The organism is Pseudomonas sp. ArH3a (assembly GCF_022648765.1).
Classification (GTDB): Bacteria; Pseudomonadota; Gammaproteobacteria; order Pseudomonadales; family Pseudomonadaceae; genus Aquipseudomonas.
In genome coordinates this window covers 448,608-465,602 of the sequence record NZ_CP080330.1, presented here as the reverse complement: position 1 = coordinate 465,602, position 16,995 = coordinate 448,608, and the positions used below count along the sequence as shown (strand labels likewise).

Here is a 16,995-nt window from a genome sequence, read left to right as displayed (position 1 = left end):
CAGCTGGTTTTTTAACGCAGCTGCGCTGTCCATAAATCCTAGGCTTTTAAAGTGATAGCTCCGAGCCACCAATGTATCGGCAACCCAGGCAAACACATGAGCAAGGGTTGCTAACCTCATCGACGGGCAGCTCAAACCCCTCAATAGCCGCCAGCGTCGATGCTGGCGATTGCCAGCCACGCGGCGACCACGCGATCAAACGCTTCATCACCTGCCTTCACCTGCAACTGAACAATCGCGCGCCTGGCATCCGCAATCGACCAGCCCGTGGAGTTCAACGTCAACCAGGCGCAATCAAGACGCCCGGCGGCAAGGAACCCTTCGAACAGAGCCTTTTTATCCTGCTGCGGATCAAACCAGGCGGGCAGTTCCACACCGGGTGGCGTGAGCATGTCCCGATGCACGATTTCGAAGGAGCAACTGCTGTTCCACCAAGCCCTGGACGCATTCGACGGGTCAGGAAAACCCCCGGTATAAGCCACACCGCTGCCGGGCACACTGTCGAGTGGCGTCAGTGTTCTGAACAGCTCGAGCTCAGCAAACCCTTTTGGATCGTCGCCGCTTTTCAACGACAACGCATCCAGCTCAGCCAGGCAATCCAGCCCCACCGCGTCGGCGAACTGCTCAAGCTGCGGGGTGATGCCGTCATCCACACTCATCGCCATCATCGCGATCACCGCAAACAACTGCGCGGGGGTTCTGGCGATTTCATAGGTCATGCACCCGGAGTCGACATACAGCTTTACGAAGCACGGCTCGCGGTCCACGAACCAGTGTTGCCAGTAGCCGATGTAAGTGGGGCCGGAGCCGTCGCTCCAGATGGGCGTGAGCGCAGGTGGGTAGACGTACCAGAGCGCCGGGGCTTCCAGCGTGCAGATAGGCACGCTGATAGTGCCTTGCGCGCAGGCCAGTAGCGTATCGGGCAGGTTCAACGGGCTAACCGCATAAACAGGTCGGGCACATCCCGCGCGACCGGCTCGGCGTACTGGCGCTCCATGCCGACCAAGGGGATGCGCACAATCGGCATCAACGCATCATCGGTGTCGAAGCCATAACCTTCAACACCGCCATCGGAGCCAAATAGAAAAATGCCCGGGGCATAGGTTTCGACCTCGTACTCGCGATTGAAGTCAGCCAGCTCCTGCGCTTGCCAGAAAACAATGTAGTGCTCGCCGATAAAGCCTTCACCGCCATTGTGGGTATTGAGGAAATCGAGGTAGCTCGGCGGGAGCGCGACGCTCAGGCTGTCTACCAACGCTGAGTCGGCGCGGGCGTTCAACTGGCCTTCGGTGAGGTTATAGGGCTGCAATTTTATTTATCTCCTCGGTTAGAGCGCGTGGCGCCGTTGCTTCATCAGCGCTGGCACCCGGGTCAGTGAGCATTGCCACCGGCGCTTTTGCCGTCGTCATAAATATCGGCAAGGCTGCGAACCTGGGTCAGGTTGCCGGTTTGAACCACGATGGTCTTGGCGAACATGTCCCCCAGACGGGTTCTGGACTCGAGAAAAATCCACACCCAGTCGATGATCACCAGCACCCCGGCATTGCGGGTAAATGACTGTGAAAGGCTGCAGCCCTTGCGGGTTTTACGGTCCACCACGGCGATGCTCAGCAAGCGCTTGCCCAGGCTCTGACCCTTGGGCAGCGCGTCTGCGAGCAAGAGGTAAGCCGCGCCTGCGAAGAATGCTGCGAGGAACCCGCCCTTGGCCGTCACGGCAGGCACGAACGCCGACAGCGCCTCGGCGCTGAACTTGACGATGAAAAAGATCAGCAGCGTGATTGCGCCGTCGATGACCCTCGCCAACAGGCGACGGCGGATGCTGGCCAAAATGGTCGGTCGTTTGGCGGGGCTATTCGTATCCATACCGTGTTTATTTCCCTTCAAAAGAACGAGCGTAACGTGACGTAAAGCATCAACGCCCACAGCGCCGCACCCGGCACCATGATCAGGTAGTTCCAGACATTGAAGCGGGCATTGCTCGAGCCGTCGGCATCGCCGGCCGCAAAGTTGAGCATCGCCTGGCCCTTTTGCATCAGGTAAGCGCGCAGCGGGATCGAGATAAACAGCCAGGCCGCAACCGCTGCCGTGCTTTCGATGTGATCAGACAGCCTGTCGGCGATATGCGCCGCCACCGTGATCACCACCAGCATCGTCGCCCACTGCTCAAAATCAAAAATATACGAGCGGCCCGTGATGCGAATCTGATGGTCGGCACGCCGGTACAACTTATGCACAAAGAAAATACACAGCAGCCCGCGCGCCCAGGGCCAGATATCGGCCTGGGTGGCCTTCTTGTAATTGCTCCAGTGCTTGAACGACCAGAAATACATGTAGAGGCCCAAGCTCAAGACCGACAAAATAAACAGCTTTCGCTCGGCGATGACATAAAACTCAGGCGAGGCCTGTGGGGCAACGTCAAGATTGGCAGTAGGGGTGGCGAAAACGTTTTCGGTCATTGTTCAGTCCTTGATGATGAAGTTGAAGCCGCCGGTAAAAGCAGCGCTCAACGCGCTTCACGCTCGCGCTGCTCCGCGCAAAATTGCTCCCAACCTTTCACGATAGTGCCGGTGTACTCGCCACAGCTCGCCCCCTCCAGGCTCTCGTCGAGCGCGTCGCGCTCAGGTGCAAACCACACCGAGTCGACCAGGTACGCCGCGCCCGCTGCCAGCATGAGCACCACCGCCAAACGCGTCACCATGTAGCGCGCCGTGGCCCGAGGCGTGCGCGTGCGCTCAAATACAAACGCGAACAGCAGCCCAATGGCGCCCATCAGGAAAACACCCAGCGCCGAGCCGAAAGCGCCGGAGGTAGAGCTGTCGAAGTAGGCCCATGCCACCATAGAGACGCTGGCACTGCCGAACATCAGCAGCAGGCAAATTCCCTGCGCCAACCGCCACCCTATTACCGCTAAACCTGCCATTGAAACCTCACGCGTCATGGGAACCTCGTACCAATGCGCACCGGTTCATTCGAGAACCAGATGCCGGTGACTTTGCCGACCACATCCTCAACAGCCACCTGGCCCATGAAGCGGCTGTCATTGCTCACATCGCGGTTGTCGCCCAGCAGGTACACGTGCCCCGGCTCGACCAAAAACGGCGCCAGTGTCAAGGAGTAGTCCTTCTTCACCCGCTCGGCCGGGGCGTGGAACAACCCCAGGTTTTCGCCATTGCGGATCAGCTCGCCGTTGACGATCGCCAGCGTGTCGCCGCCGACACCAGCCACACGCTTGACCGCCTCGGTGCCGTTCCAGCGATACACCACGATATCGCCGGCCTTGGGTGCGCCGGGGCGCAAGTCGGACACGATGTAATCACCGATCGACAGCGTAGGAATCATCGAGCCCGAGGGTATGTAATAGTTTTTGAAACCCAGTAGCGGCGCGCGAAACGCGTCAAATATCAGCAAGGTGATCGCGATCAGCACGCCGACGTACAGTACATGGAAACGCTTGCGTGGCACGCCCGGTGGGCCGTCGTAACGGCGGGCCAGCACCGCGGAGGCAATCGCGGAGGCCAGCTTAACGAGGATGATGAACGCCAAGAGCACGTAGAGCCCGACAGGCGTGGCGGCCAACCCGGTGACCCCCAGCAACACCACGCCGACATACAGCAACGCCGCAACCCGAATGCCCCATTTGATGCGGCCGACATACACCAACCCCCAGCCGACGACCAGGCAGGACATCAGGAAGGCGAGAAGGGAGAACTTGCTGGATTTCATTGATCATCCTTGATGACAGGATTCATTCCGTGAGCTTTTTACGCGGCAGGTTACTGACGTGTGGGCTTATTTGAGTTCTTTCACCAGATACCCACTGGAGATCTGCGTGATACCCCTGAGCGCGCGGCGCAATGCCTCAGGGTCGGTGCAATACGTGAGCGGCCGAGCCTGGAGCCCGACCGCCTCAAGCGTTTTTAACTCACTTGCTTTCTTTTGCCACGGTGCCCAAGGACGCATCCTTGACCAGATAACGGCCTTCCACATCGCTCAGCACTTTGAGGCTGTTGCGCGCCACGGCGAAGCCCATTTCGACTTCCTGCTTGAGGTAAACCACCTCACCGGCCTTGACGTTGATCGGCATGTCGGCCCAGTTTTCAGCTTTGGAGCTGATCACGTGCTGGCCCGGCGTCACGAAGAAATAAATGTACTGGTTGCCGCGGTTGTAACCCATCTCCGAGTCGGCTTCCTTGTCATCCAGGAACACGTTGAACCGCACCATCATCCCCACGTTGCTTGGGCGTACCACGTACACCAGGCCTTTGTCGGCGACAGCAGCCTTGGGCAGCGAGTAGTTCGCCACGTCCGCCTGCATTTTCTCTACCGACGGTGTCGAGGAGCAGCCAAACAGCGTGGCCAGGGACATTACAACAGCAGCTTTGCAGAACAGCTTGATCATGTACTTCTTCCTTGTGGTGTAACGGTAGAGCGGGTTGATGCGACGGCGATTGACCGACGCGGGTGCTTTGATGCGTTTAATCATCGCCAGTGTGTCGGCCATGGGGCTGAAGACATGAGGCAATGAACGTGGGCCAGTACTTTGATGCCTTGCGTGGGTTTGGGCGTGGGGCTTATAGTCCGGCCCGTCGCCCAAATGGCGATCAGGTTTGGCGACCTGACAACAGAGTGCAAAAGCAACCCGCTTCTATGCAGGTGTTTTTGCACCCGCAAAGCTGTGCATGTTATGGCGGCTGTGCGCGGGAGACCTTCGGGTCTGCCGGTTTTCTCTGTTGCCGGTTCGCCAACCTGCGTACAGCTGCCACCCTTTCGTTTGGCGACGAATGAGTGGTGGCTTAATCCACTAACAGAGAACTGAAAATGAACCAATACATGCCCCTTACGGGCCACGACAGCACCGTCCCCGCTCTGCTCATCGACACCTGTGCGCCCCTCGACGTCCTCCACGACGCCGCCGTGTACCGGATTCGAGCCGTCACCCAACTGCTGGAAAACCTGGCCTTCCGAGAACAGCTCAGCAGCGATGCTGTGGTGCTTCAAGACTTCGCCCAATTGCTGGCTATTCCGCTGCGCGATGGGTGTGATTTGCTTGATGTCATCGTTCGCAGGCTCCATGCCGATCCATCCTGAGTAAAAGCCGGGCGGCCTTAGCGTCGCCCGCTTTATGCGTAGGCCTACTTATTTCCCCACAGCTACTATTTTTTACGGCTGCACCTCATGTTCTCGGGTCACCGACCGCCACGTCACCAACCCATCCAAACCGTGTTCAGACTTCAGGAATTTGAGTACGTTTTGCGCCTCGGCCTTTTCCTCAAACGGCCCTGCGTAAAGGTGTGGCGGCTCATCAAGCACGGTCGGTATATCGATGAGCGCCATCTGTGCCGCCATGCGTTCAAATGCCTCATCCGTATCGGCGGTCATGCGTGCGACCCAACCGCTGCGATCTCTCAGGGCAATCGGCTCCACGTCGGCGCCGCAGTGCTTACAGCGAGATGCCGCCGCTTGGATCGGTTGGTTGCAGGCGGGGCAAGGGCGCAGGTCCGGGTGCACCAAGGCGTCAACACCGGTCTTTGCCAACCGGGGCATTAACAACACGGCTACCAAGGCGACGCCGGGAAGGAAGAGTGAGATTGCAAACCACCGGGGCCCTGAGCGCCCGCGTGTGCTTGCAACGTAAGCCGTGACGGCGGTGATAATGAGCCAGAAGGGGAGTGAGATGCCCATTGAACTTCCTTGTTTTAATAGTGGAGTGGTGCGCACGTTGAACGAGCAGATAATAGGAAAAAATCAGGCCTCTTCATTTTAGCGACAGAGGGCTAAAAAGTTAACCTACGCTCGCTCATTTCAACGCCTATAAAAATGCACCTCCCGGCTGTTAACCTTACTTCCGCTTTCGTCTAACGTGAGTTCTCCACGCCTCCTTCTTTATCACGAGCCAATCCAGAAAGTGCGTTCTTATACTCAACATTAAAACGCCTTGAAGACAACACATAATAAGCAGCCAAACTTACTCGACTGCGAGCACTCTCTTTATTTTTATGGAGAATACCTAAAATAACTTTAGCCCGCAGACGGTAAACAAACAGTCCTAACACATAGTATTTAATCTCATTACTGCCTCCATTGACCAGCAGCCGAGACAACAACGCCGCCTGCTGCACAGGAGCTAAATGCGTTCGGCGCGCTACCGCGGCCGCTAGCCGAACATTTGCCGCCCCCAATACCTCGACGACTTTTAATTTGTCACTTTCTGACACCTGACGCACTAAATGGCACAGTTCATTTTCAACTGACGAAACTCGCCACACTAGCAAACTACGGACAAGCTCATCGACTCTCTTTCTTTCAGCCTCGGACCTCATATACAACTCTCACTCAACGGGTACGAACTTATCTTGAGGCAAGTCAACTCTCTTGGCGGCCGTTTCGGGCGGCTGATAATGGCCTGACATGTTATCCCAACTCTTCAATCCGCCCTTCTGAGAAAATTGAACCTGCCCAGCGAAATCGACATCTGCACCTCTCGACAAGGCGACGTGACCCGACACATTACTATCATTTTTTTGTACCGCCACATAGATTTTTCCATCCGACTGAATAAAATCATATTGCCCTTTGGGCGTTCTGAGTTCTCCGCTAGGCAGGCGATACTTAAAACCTCCCGAATCGGTTTTGATCAATTCATAGCGCGGACCAGGAACTATCGGATCATCAGGAAACATGTTTTTAAACTTAGCCGTTTCCGTGCTTTTTGCGAGCTGCTGATCAAGTACCGTGTTTGGAACCTTATCCGTTAAATCAGCGCCTTTCGGATTGTCTGCAATGCGTTTCAGAGCTTCCTTCTCGGCGTTGACTAATGCCTCTGCTTTTTTTGCATCTTGCTGGTCAAGTACCGTATTAGGAGCTTTATCTGTTAAATCAGGTCCCTTAGGATTGCTCCCAATGCGTTCCAAAGCAGCCTTTTCGGTGTTAACCAATGCTTCCGCTTCTTTTGCATCGCGATGTCCAGCAGAAAGCACTCCATAGTCTGGCGTGGAGGCTTCAGCCACTTCACGGCTAGCTTTAAACTCAAGTAGACGTTCCTTCAACGTTATCTTTTCGGCACTCGCCAGTATTTCTCGCGCTGCCAGCTCTTTCACTGCAACTGGGAAGCTGGCTTCTACCGGTCGACCTTTGAACAATAACGCTGACAGAATTTCTAAATCTATATTTCCGTTAGCCTTATCGCCAGAATGGAGGTGGTCTCGCAACGTCGCCCACTGCTCCGAAGAAAGATCCGCATCACTGTTGGCGGCGCTAATTTCTCGCAATTTTTTGGTAGCAACTACTTCACCATATTGCTCGACCCATTTATCAGGAACGATACTCGCCCCGCCCTCAGCATTTTTATAGGTCGTTTCGCTGGAAGAGTTAAACAGAAGCGAATCTGCGTATTGCTTTGGCGTCGCGCCAAATGCATAGACTTTCTCTCCATTGGCCACGATGGGTGAACCATCTGTCCACGTGAGTAAGACCTTTTCGTTCTGTATTTGAGTAATCACTTTTTGAGCGGTACTCAGGTCCTCTAGCAGACGCTGACCGGTCGGGCTGTTTGGATTATATTTGTCCAACGCATCACTCAGCTGCCCAGACGATTGCTTGTCAACTTCGCCTGCGGCCACATAGGTGAGCAAATCCCCCCAGGCGAGTCCGGACTGACTTTCCCCAGAACCGTTAAGTTTTTTAGCCTCTTCATCAAGACGTTTTCGCTCAAGAGCGTGAAGCTTCCGGTTGTACGATTGTGCATTCCCAGCGATCTCAGAGCCCATGGCTACATCGCCATTAACACTGGCCGCAGCGAGTAGACCCACCAGCTTGGACGCCGCATTGACCAGTCGATCGTGCTCAGCTGGATCACTGCTACTGAGCAGAGGCGACTTATCCAGCGCCACAATAAGCGCCTCATTAGCACCCGCGGCCATCGCCCCCGTTTTGAAGTCGCCGCCCATTGCTTCCGAAAGCAACCCACCCACAACGGCGTGCAGTGCTGTTTTACTCAGGCCACTGTCTTGCAGTTTGAAAGCGTTGCCAAAATCACCAACGCCTGTGAACGCGGTCGCCTGCAGTACATCGAAAAGGCTGCCTTTCATGGCGTCCTTGAAGCTGCCTTGCCCAAGCGCTTCAGAAAGCGTGCCGCGCACGGCTCCGCCCGCCAATTGGATCGTTCCGAAACGCCCAATAGCGGCCGGGTCGTTCCAGTGAGGCACTACGCTGGGACCGCTCACTTTGTTGGTAACAGGGTCGCTTTGCGCGCCGAACCAATTGCCACTGGCGTAATTCACGAAGCCTGCTGAGGCGCCAGCGATCAGCGCCTGTTTCATGCTGTCGCTGCTAAAGGTTTCCTTGAACGCCGCCCCGAGGTTGCCCTTGTTATTGATCGTGCTGACCGCGCCCGTGCTCGCCAAAGAGGTCAAGGAGGCAGTCGCAATGATGTTGCCGAGGCCGGCGGACGTTGCGCCGACTACGGCACCCGATGCCGAAACAGTTCCGGCTGTCGCCGCAGCCATGGTCGAGCCGGCACCCACAGCACTGCCAGCTGATGCGGCAAGTGCACTCGCAGCGCCTGCGGTCAGTACGGTGACAACAATGATGATCGCCAGCATTGCACCCTGGCCGAGGCTGGAATGACTGTATTTGAAGGAATCGTGCAGTTCCTTCACATGCCGCCAATCAACATCCCCACGCTTCTCGGCTTCTTTCAACCAAGCCAACTGAGGATCTGCTTTCACCATCACATCAATCGTCTGGCTGACTGTGTTCTGATCGATCTGCTTGATATCAATCTTCAGGCCATCAACTGCTTTGATCGCCAGTTGCCCCTGCGCCATCAACTCACTCTGGCGCAGCGTCTCGTCGGTATTGCCCTTACCCTTGGCGCTGGTCCACGCCAGGTCGCTCTTACTCTTCTCGTGGCTCTCTTGATGCAGGTCCTTGACCGCTTCAAACGTCACCGCGCCGCCGCTGGCAATCGTCAGATCGTTGCCACTGCTGAGCTTGGCGCGCTGATACAGCTGGTCGCCGCCACTGGCCAATGTCAGGTCACCGCCGGTCTTGATCTCAGTGCCGACGTTGGTGACGCGGGTGACTTCATCGCGCTTGGTTTTCTTCGCGCCCCACCCACCGTTCTCCTTCATGTCATACAACGTATGCGTGCTGTTCTGCGCCGCCAGCAGGTTCAACTTATCGCCGCTGTACAGATACGCTTCATTGCCCGCACTGATCTTGCTCGCCACCAGCGTCGTATCGCGCCCGGCCTGGCTGGTAAAGTCGCCGCCCGCCGTCAACACGCTGGCCACTTGCGTGGTCTGCTCGTCCGCCGTCTTGATGCGTTTTTTGCCGTGTTTTTCTTTGCCCTCGACGTTGTGCATGTCGCTGACGGAGGCGACGTTGAAGTCGCGCCCAGCCTGGATATTCAGGTCTTTGCCGGCAGTGGCATCGCTGCCGATGATGTTGACGTCTTGCCCGGCTTGCATGTTGAGGTTGCCGCCTGCCGTGACGGTAGCGGCGAGGTTTTTGACGTCGGTGGTGATGCTGGATTTGTGCCCGCCGTTGCTGAATTCATGTTTCACGCTGGTATCGCTGGCGGCGACGAGGTTGAGGTCGCGGCCAGCAGCGAGGGTGGCGTCGTTACCGGCGACCAGTGCGCCGCGGTTGGTGAGGTCGCGCCCGGCATCGATGGCCAGGTTGCCACGCGCGGTGATAGTGCTCGCGCTGGCATCGGTGAGGGTGCGCATGCCGGCGCCGTCACGTACTTGAATCGCGGTGTTGTCGTTGGTGATGTCGCCTTTGATGGCAGCAAGGCTGACTTGGCTGCCACGAATTTCGCCGCCCATGGCGTTGCGGATGCTGTCTTGGGCCAGCAGACTCAGGTTGTTGCCGGCTTCGATCAGGCCGCCGTTGTAGATGCTGCCACTGCTGACGGCGGAGAGGTTGTTGCTGGCGCGCAGGGTGCCGACGTTAACCAGGTCGCCACCGGTGACGAGGTTGAGGTCGCGACCCTGGATCAGGCTGTTGCCACGCACGTTGCGCGATTCGGCCTGTGCCAGGTAGAGCACCGGCACGAGCACGGTTTGGCCGTCGACCACGCGGTTTTCCATCCACACGATGTCGTGGGTCAGGGCGCCGACTTGCTGGCCGGTGAGTGTCACGCCGACGCTCAGGCGCAGCGCGTCTTTGCTGGCTAAGGCGTTGTCCATCAGGTAGCGGAACTGGTCGGCGTCGCTGAGCAGGCCGCCCGCCAGGAAGCGCTGGCCGGTTTGTGCGAGTACCGCGTCGCGAATCAGGCGGGTCTCGTATTGGCCATCGCCGAGGCGGCGCCAGGCGTTGTCGGCGGTGTAGCCGAGTTTGCCGAGCATGTAGTCGGAGCTAAAGAAGCCCGATGCGGTGGTGAACTCGGGGTTGGTTTCGATCAGGTAATGGCTGGTGGGGTCGGCGCTTTTGACGAACAGGCCGTAGTCACCCTTGGGCAGTTGGAAATACGGCGAGGTGGTGGGGTCGACCGGGGCGAACGGCGTGCCGGTGTAGTCCACGGGTACGAAGCCGCCGCCCGGCGCGAGGGTCACCACGGGCAGCACGGAGCCTGGCGCTTGGGCGCTGGCATCGTTGGCGTGCTTGCTGAGGCTGATATTGATGCCACCGACGGGGATGCCGGTCTGGTCGTCGCCGAGGGTGCCGGTCAGTTGTGCTTTTTGGTTTTCAAGCAGCGTGCCGTTCTGCACGTTGTTGGCGACTTTGGACAGGTCGACGGTGCCACCTGCCTGCAATGTGGCGTTGTAGGCATTGCCGTCGTTGGCGGTCCAGGTGGTGACGTTGCTCATCTCCACAAATCGCTCATCGCTGGAGCGTGCCTTGAGCGCTTCGAACTTCGCCAGGTCAAAACCGCCCGCTGCGACGGCAGCGTTGTAGGCCGGAATCTCGGTGAACTGCACCAGGTCCCAGTAATCCTTGTCGATCTTCATGCGGTTGCCGATGACGATATGGTTCTGCCCGGTACGGGTGCCTGCGCCTTGGTTGAGCAGGTCGTTGGCGATAATGCTCAGGTTGCGGTTGGCGGCCATCAGGCTGTAGCGGTTCTGTACGTTATCGCCCTGGATCAACAGGTCGGCCCCGGCTACAAGGCGTGCGGCGGCCGAGTCTTTGATCGCCGATTCAACGTAGGTTTGGTCGATAAAAGTCTGGCCGCGCTTGAACCAATCATGCCCCTTGCAATGCTGGATGCACTGCCACACCACGCTGCCGCTGGTCAGGGTTTTACCCAGTTCGAATTCAGCCTTGGCGTTTTCGACGAACGCGGCGCTGATGCCGATGTTGCCCTCACTTTCGACAGTGCCCGACAGGTTGCTGAATACCACCGCACGCCCGCCATCCGCGCCCGCAAACGTGAGGTTGCCTTTGCTGTAGACGTCGCCGTAGCTGTTGGCGAAACCATTGGCGCGCAGCGTCAGGTCGCCACCGCTGAACAGCAGCGAATCGGCGCCGTTGGTGATGCCGTTGACGGCAGTGAGGTTCACCGCGCCTTGGGCGCCCATCGTGCCACGGTTGCCGATTTGTGCCGCCGCGATGTCCAGCTGCTGACGCGCAGTAAGGAAACCGAGGTTGTCGAGGGTGCCGCTCAGTTTGAGCTGGGTGTTGTTGCCCGCCAAGCGCCCGCCATTCTGGCTGAGGTTGTTAGCCGTCACGCTGAGGTTTTGCTGGGTCGCAATGCGGCCGCTGTTGTTCAGGTCGCCGCTGAGCGTGATGCTCACGTTGCCGTCGCTGAGCAGTTCGCCGCCGTTGTTCAGGCTGGCCACGTCGAGGGTCAAGCCCTTGCTGCTGGCCATGCGGTCGCCGGCCTTAAGGTTCAGGCCTTGGCTGCTTTTGTAGGTGAGGGCTTCGTTGAGTTGCACGCGGCCCAGGCCATCGACGTTGCCAAACGCCCAGTCAGCCGTGCCCAGGCCATTGATGCTGCCCTGGCTGCCGGTGAGGCTGGCGGTGTTGATGCGGAACAGGCCGGTGCCCGCGTGTTGCAACTGGCCGCCTTGGTTGTTCAGTTGCGTGGCGTCGAGGCTGAACGCCGCGCTGCCGAATTCGAGGGTGCCGTTCTGGTTGTTGAGGCTGTTACTGAGGTTAAGGCTGCTGCTGGCGCCGCCCAGCGCGCGCAGTTGCCCGCCTGCGCTGTTGTCGAGGTTGCCGCCGTTGAGGGTCAGGCCCTGGTTGGCTTCGATCAGGCCGCCTCGGTTGGTGAGCGTGTCGCGTGAGGCCAGGTTGAGCTGGTTGCCGCTGATCTGGCCTTGGGCGCTGTTGTCGAGCGTGGCACCGCTGATCGTCACCTGTTCTTTACCGAACAATTTGCCGCCACGGTTGGCCAAGGCTTCGACGGTCAATTGCAGGTTGCCGAGCAGGCTGGCCATCAAGCCGCCGCTGCTGTTATCGACCGTGTTGGCAGTGACGGTCAGGGTGTCGCCTTGCACGGTGCCGCCGAGGTTATCCAGGCTGGCGGTGTCGAGCTGAGTGTGGGCGCCGCCGCTGAGGATCAAGCCTTTGCGGTTGCTCACGTCCTGGCCGCTGTAGCTCAGGCCTTGGTTGCCGGCAAGCAGTTGGCCGGCGTCGTTGTTCAGGTGCTGCGCGGCGATGTCGAGGCGCTTGCCGCGCAAGGTGCCGCCGCTGTTGTTCAGCGTAGTGAGGGCCTTGACCAGCACGCTGCGCTCGCCCGCGTCGATCACGCCGCCAGCATTGGTCAGCAGGTTGCTGACGTTGAGGGTTACGTCGCCGTCGTTGCTGACCAGCGAGCCTGTGTTGCTGTTGTTGAGGTGCTGCGCGGTGACGTCAACCGACGTGCCGATCAGGATGCCGGCGCTGTTGTCCAGGCGCTCGCCTTGCAGCTGCAACAGGCCTTCGCTTTGAATGCGGCCTTGGGCGTTGAGCAATTGGCCCGGGCCTTTGAGCAGCAGGCTCACACCCGGCGCGCCACCGGCCAGCAGGCCGGCGTTGCGGTTGTCCAGGCCCGAGGCGCGCACGTCGAGGTGGTCACCCACCACGCGCCCGGCGCGGTTGTCGATGTCGCCGCCGCTTACGTCGAGCAGCAGTTGCTTGCCGACGATCACGCCGCTCTGGTTATCCAGGTTCGCCGCATGCAGCTCGACATCGCCCTGCCCCGCCTGCAAGCGGCCCTGGGCGTTGTTGAGCTGTTGCGCGGTGGCGAGGGTCAACTTGCCGGTGTTGGCGCTCAGCACGCCGTTGGCGTTGCTGCTGAGGCTGCCGGTGTTGAGGTTCAGATCGGTGCTGGCCTGGGCGAACCCCTGGCTGTTGTTGAAGGCATTGGCGACGGTGAGGTTCAGCGCGCCGTTGTCAGCCTGGATCAAGCCCTTGAGGCTGTTGTCGAGGTCGCCGGCATTCACGGTGAGGGCACTGGCCACCAGCACACCGTTCTGGTTGTTCAGGCTGCCCGCGTTGACGGTCAGGTTGTTGGCGATGACTTGCCCGCCGCTGTTATTGAGCGCGGCACTGGTCAGCACCAGGCTGCCGCCAGCCATTTCGATGCGGCCTTGGCGGTTGTCCAGGGCGGCGCTGTCGAGGGTCGCGGCCTGGCCTTCACCGAAGCGAATCAGCCCGCCAAGGTTGGCGATGGCCGGCGCGCTGAGCGCCAGGTTTTGCTCGCCGTACACGCGCGCGGTGGCGCCTTGGTTGGTCAGCTTGGCGGTGCTGACGCTGACGGTTTTGGCCTGGATGATCGCGCCCTGGTTGGTCAGCGTTTGCGCGGCGCTGATCGCCAAGGCGCGGCTGGCCAGCAGATTGCCGCTGGTGTTGACGGTCTGCGCGTTCACCACCAGGTCGCCAGTGGCGTTGCGGCTGTTGTCCGCTGCCACACCGGCTTCGATGATACCGGGGTTGGTGACGGTGGTCGCGTTGAGTTCGATGCGTTGGCCGGCAGCCACGCTCTGCTGGTTGACCAAGCCTTGGGCGCTGGTGATCTGCACGTTGCCGGTGGCGTAGACCTTGTCGGTAAGGTTGACGTTCTGCGCGGTGACTTTGACGTTACCGGTGGCCGACGTCTGCGCCATGCTCAAGTGGCCGTTGGCATCCAGCTGGATATCGCCGCCGCTGGCGGCCAGTGTGCCGTCGAGTTTCACGCCCACACCGGCTTCGGTGCCGACCAGTTTGATCGCACCGGCGTACATGCCGCCCAGCGCCGAGGAATCGATGGCCAATTCTGGTTTGGCGCTGCCGTCGTCAGCGCGCGCGGTGGTTTTCAGGCTTTGGGCATCGACGTCGTTACGCCCGGCGATCACGGTCAATTCACGCGCGTTGATCTGCGCATTGATCTTGGCCGAGCGGGTGATGATTTCGAAACGGTCGACGTTACTGGCGTTGAGGCCCTGGCCGTCGATGGTCACGGCGCCGCCGTCGACCTGATAACGCTGCAACTGGCCGCTCGCGTCGAGCACCGGCTTGCCGGTGGTCAGGGTCACGTTGGGGGTGTTGATAAAACCGCAACCGCTGCACGTGATGCCGTAAGGGTTGGCGACGATGACCTTGGCCGACTGCCCCGCCACTTCGGTGTAACCGCGCAACTGGCTTGGGCTGCCGCCGTTGACTTCGTTGAGGATAACGCTGGCCGCGCCCCCCTTGAGGTTCGGGTTGCCGACGATGTAGCCGCCCAGCTGGGTGTTGGTGACCGCGCCCGTGGCATTGTTGAGGATCACGCCGTTGGGGCCGACGTTGTAGTCCTTGAATTGGTTATGCGACAAGCCACTGCCATTGGGCGTGGCGATGTTCACCACGGGCACGCCATTGCCGGCTTGGCCAACAGTGGTGCCCGGCGCGCTGACCACAATGCCTTCGGCCTGGGCCAGCAGCGGCTGCCAGAACAGCGCGTTGGCCAGGATCAGCACCAAGCCGCGCTTGGGCAAGCCGAAGAACGAATCTCGCGGCTTCAGCGCAGCAGAAGGTTGGCGGGCCAGGAAGGCAAAGTGGCGAACATCCATTGTCATAGTCTCGATGTAACGGGGCGTTGAATTACAGGAAGAAATCCATGCGGAAGTAGATCGGCGCTTCGCGCTCGCTCATCACTGCCGGGCGTTCCAAAGAGTGCGCAAAGGTCACGCTGGTGCTGACGTATTTGCCACGGGCGAACAGCTCCAACGAGTTGCTGGAGACCCGGCCGTGCACTTCGCCGTTGTAGCGGCCGTTGCTGATCACGCCTTGGTCGTAGCCGACGCTGGCGCCGTACTCGGCAAAGGCTGGGCGCATCCAATCCCAGGTCACCGGGCGGGCCCAGCGCACGTCGTTGCGCCAGTAACCGCCGCTGTCGCCGTTGAGTTGCTGGTCTTTGAAACCGCGCACCGAGGCCGAGCCACCCAGGCTCATGCGCTGGGGGCTGAACAAGATGTCTTCGCTGTGTTGGCCGGTGGCCAGGCTGGAAAAGCTGAACGACTCGCCCCACAACGTGAACGGCTGCAGGTAGCTGACGGTGGCGGTGTATTTGCGATAGCGCGCACTGGGCTGGCGATTGCCGTACGCGTCGCGCTCGTCGTTGGCTTGAGCATCGAAGGCACCGATGCCGTTTTGCATGCCCAAGTCGAGGTTGACGAACGCATTGCCGATACGCCGGCCATGGTTGATGCCCAGTTGCAGTTCGCTGAGGCGGTTGCTGCTGGTCTCGAGGTGAGCCTCATTGATGTAGTTGTTGGTGCGCAGGTGCGCCAGGCCAACGTTGAGCGAGGTCTTGCTCACGTCGTCACGATGGATCACCCGCTCGGCGCGAAACTGGTGGTTCTGGTTGTCGCCCGACTGTTTGAACTTGAAGGTGTTGGTGTAACCCAGGGCGCGGTAATCGCTCTCGCTGTAGGTGTAACTGAAGTTCCACCAGCCCCACGGCACGTTGTAGTAGAGCATGGTGTTTTTCGAGGTTTTCTGGTGGTCGCTGACGGCATCGTGGCCGCCGCGCAGTACCAGTTGGTCAGCCAGGCCGAGCGGGCTGTCCCACTCAAGGCCAGCGCCCCACTGCTGTTCGCCGGTGCTTTTCTGGCCGTCGTTGTTACGCGACAGGCTGGCGCGCCAGGGCTTTTGCGCGGTGTTCTTGACCACCACGTCGCTGCCGCCGATCTGGCGGCCGGGGGTCAGTTCCATTTGCGCCTGCTTGGAGGGCAAGCGATTCAGTTGGTCCACCAGTTGCTCGACTTCGCGCAGGTTCAGCGCCTCGCCGACCTTGCCGGGAAAGGCCATGGCCAGTTCGCGGTCGGTCACCGTGCTGCCTTCGGCGCTTTTCAAGGCTTCGAGTTTGCCTTCGACCACCAGCACTTGCAGATGGCCGCTGGAGAGGTCTTGTTGCGGCAGGTAGGCGCGGCTGGTGACGCGGCCTTTGGTGATGTAGTAGTCGGTGATGACCTTAAGCAACTCATTGAGCTGCGAGACGCCCAGGCACTCGCCGATGTAGGGCTTGAGCAGGCGCTCGCGGTCTGCGGCGGCCAGGCTGTCGGCGCCCTTGAGTTCGATGTCTTTGATCGGGAAGCAGCGCGTGTCCGCCGGCAAGGCCGGGGCCTGGGGCTTGGCTTCTTTGCCGGGCAGGTCCTGCAGTTCTTGCAGGCGCCGTTGCTGCTCTTCGAGCAAGCGGTTTTGCCGGTCACGGATCAGGTCTTGATCCCCAGGTGTGGGGGCGGCCATGGCAGTGTTCAGGCTCAAGTAAGCGAGCAGAAAAGTGCACAGCAAGTACCGAGTCCGTGGCAATAACGAAGACATGTTCGATCCATCGAAAATCAAGGGGCGGCAAACTAACATCGAACTTGCGCTTATCCAAGAAACTGGATTAGTTGCACATTCGTACTAGTTACACCTGCAAACCATTGATAGATAACAATAAATAATTATCAAAAAAGAGTTACAGCCTGTTGCTGGAAGTTTTATTCCGACAAGCGGCTACTGTTTTGATAGCGTTTCGAACAAGTACTGATGAAATGCCATTAGTTAGCCATCAAGTTCTTGTCGAGATAGATTAGTACCGAGGAATACAGAAAAGTTCGC

The 16,995-nt window shown here is 59.2% G+C and carries 12 protein-coding genes; 1 reads left to right on the top strand and 11 read right to left on the bottom strand.

What is annotated here, in order from left to right; translation table 11 throughout:
* Positions 1-140: 140 nt before the first annotated feature.
* The 7 genes from K0P33_RS02040 to K0P33_RS02010 form a co-directional block, all read right to left on the bottom strand.
* Positions 141-932, bottom strand: a complete 792-nt coding sequence (locus tag K0P33_RS02040) for a hypothetical protein (protein ID WP_242153789.1) — start codon at positions 930-932, stop codon at positions 141-143.
* A complete protein-coding gene (locus K0P33_RS02035) occupies positions 929-1,309 on the bottom strand; it encodes an SMI1/KNR4 family protein (RefSeq protein WP_242153787.1) in 381 nt (126 codons plus the stop codon). The genes K0P33_RS02040 and K0P33_RS02035 overlap by 4 nt, the downstream gene beginning before the upstream one ends.
* 62 nt (positions 1,310-1,371) lie before the next feature.
* Positions 1,372-1,863: an RDD family protein gene (locus tag K0P33_RS02030; protein WP_242153785.1), complete on the bottom strand. Its 492-nt coding sequence runs from the start codon at positions 1,861-1,863 to the stop codon at positions 1,372-1,374.
* Positions 1,864-1,880: 17 nt separating this feature from the next.
* Positions 1,881-2,456 carry a hypothetical protein gene (locus K0P33_RS02025; protein ID WP_242153783.1) on the bottom strand — a complete coding sequence of 192 codons (576 nt, stop codon included), beginning with the start codon at positions 2,454-2,456 and terminating at the stop codon, positions 1,881-1,883.
* Between the two features lie 47 nt (positions 2,457-2,503).
* Positions 2,504-2,890: a hypothetical protein gene (locus K0P33_RS02020; protein ID WP_242153781.1), complete on the bottom strand. Its 387-nt coding sequence runs from the start codon at positions 2,888-2,890 to the stop codon at positions 2,504-2,506.
* A gap of 44 nt (positions 2,891-2,934) precedes the next feature.
* Positions 2,935-3,723 carry a signal peptidase I gene (gene lepB, locus K0P33_RS02015; protein ID WP_083355850.1) on the bottom strand — a complete coding sequence of 263 codons (789 nt, stop codon included), beginning with the start codon at positions 3,721-3,723 and terminating at the stop codon, positions 2,935-2,937.
* Between the two features lie 199 nt (positions 3,724-3,922).
* Positions 3,923-4,315: a DUF2846 domain-containing protein gene (locus K0P33_RS02010; RefSeq protein ID WP_169876735.1), complete on the bottom strand. Its 393-nt coding sequence runs from the start codon at positions 4,313-4,315 to the stop codon at positions 3,923-3,925.
* A 515-nt stretch (positions 4,316-4,830) separates the two neighbouring features.
* Here K0P33_RS02010 and K0P33_RS02005 point away from each other — a divergent pair.
* Positions 4,831-5,088, top strand: coding sequence for a hypothetical protein (locus K0P33_RS02005; RefSeq protein ID WP_094952063.1), 258 nt, complete (start codon positions 4,831-4,833; stop codon positions 5,086-5,088).
* 72 nt (positions 5,089-5,160) lie between these two features.
* Here the strand turns inward: K0P33_RS02005 and K0P33_RS02000 are convergent, their stop codons facing one another.
* The 4 genes from K0P33_RS02000 to K0P33_RS01985 all read right to left on the bottom strand — a co-directional run bounded on the left by K0P33_RS02000 (position 5,161) and on the right by K0P33_RS01985 (position 16,713).
* On the bottom strand, positions 5,161-5,544 hold the full coding sequence (locus K0P33_RS02000; protein WP_242153779.1) for a zinc ribbon domain-containing protein: 384 nt from the start codon (positions 5,542-5,544) through the stop codon (positions 5,161-5,163).
* 311 nt (positions 5,545-5,855) lie between these two features.
* Positions 5,856-6,320, bottom strand: coding sequence for a hypothetical protein (locus K0P33_RS01995; RefSeq protein ID WP_141240579.1), 465 nt, complete (start codon positions 6,318-6,320; stop codon positions 5,856-5,858).
* A 9-nt stretch (positions 6,321-6,329) separates the two neighbouring features.
* The gene (locus K0P33_RS01990) at positions 6,330-14,960 is read right to left on the bottom strand and encodes a hemagglutinin repeat-containing protein (RefSeq protein ID WP_242153777.1); all 8,631 of its coding nucleotides are present in this window, start codon (positions 14,958-14,960) and stop codon (positions 6,330-6,332) included.
* Positions 14,961-14,991: 31 nt separating this feature from the next.
* Positions 14,992-16,713 carry a ShlB/FhaC/HecB family hemolysin secretion/activation protein gene (locus K0P33_RS01985; RefSeq protein WP_277933787.1) on the bottom strand — a complete coding sequence of 574 codons (1,722 nt, stop codon included), beginning with the start codon at positions 16,711-16,713 and terminating at the stop codon, positions 14,992-14,994.
* Positions 16,714-16,995 lie beyond the last annotated feature (282 nt).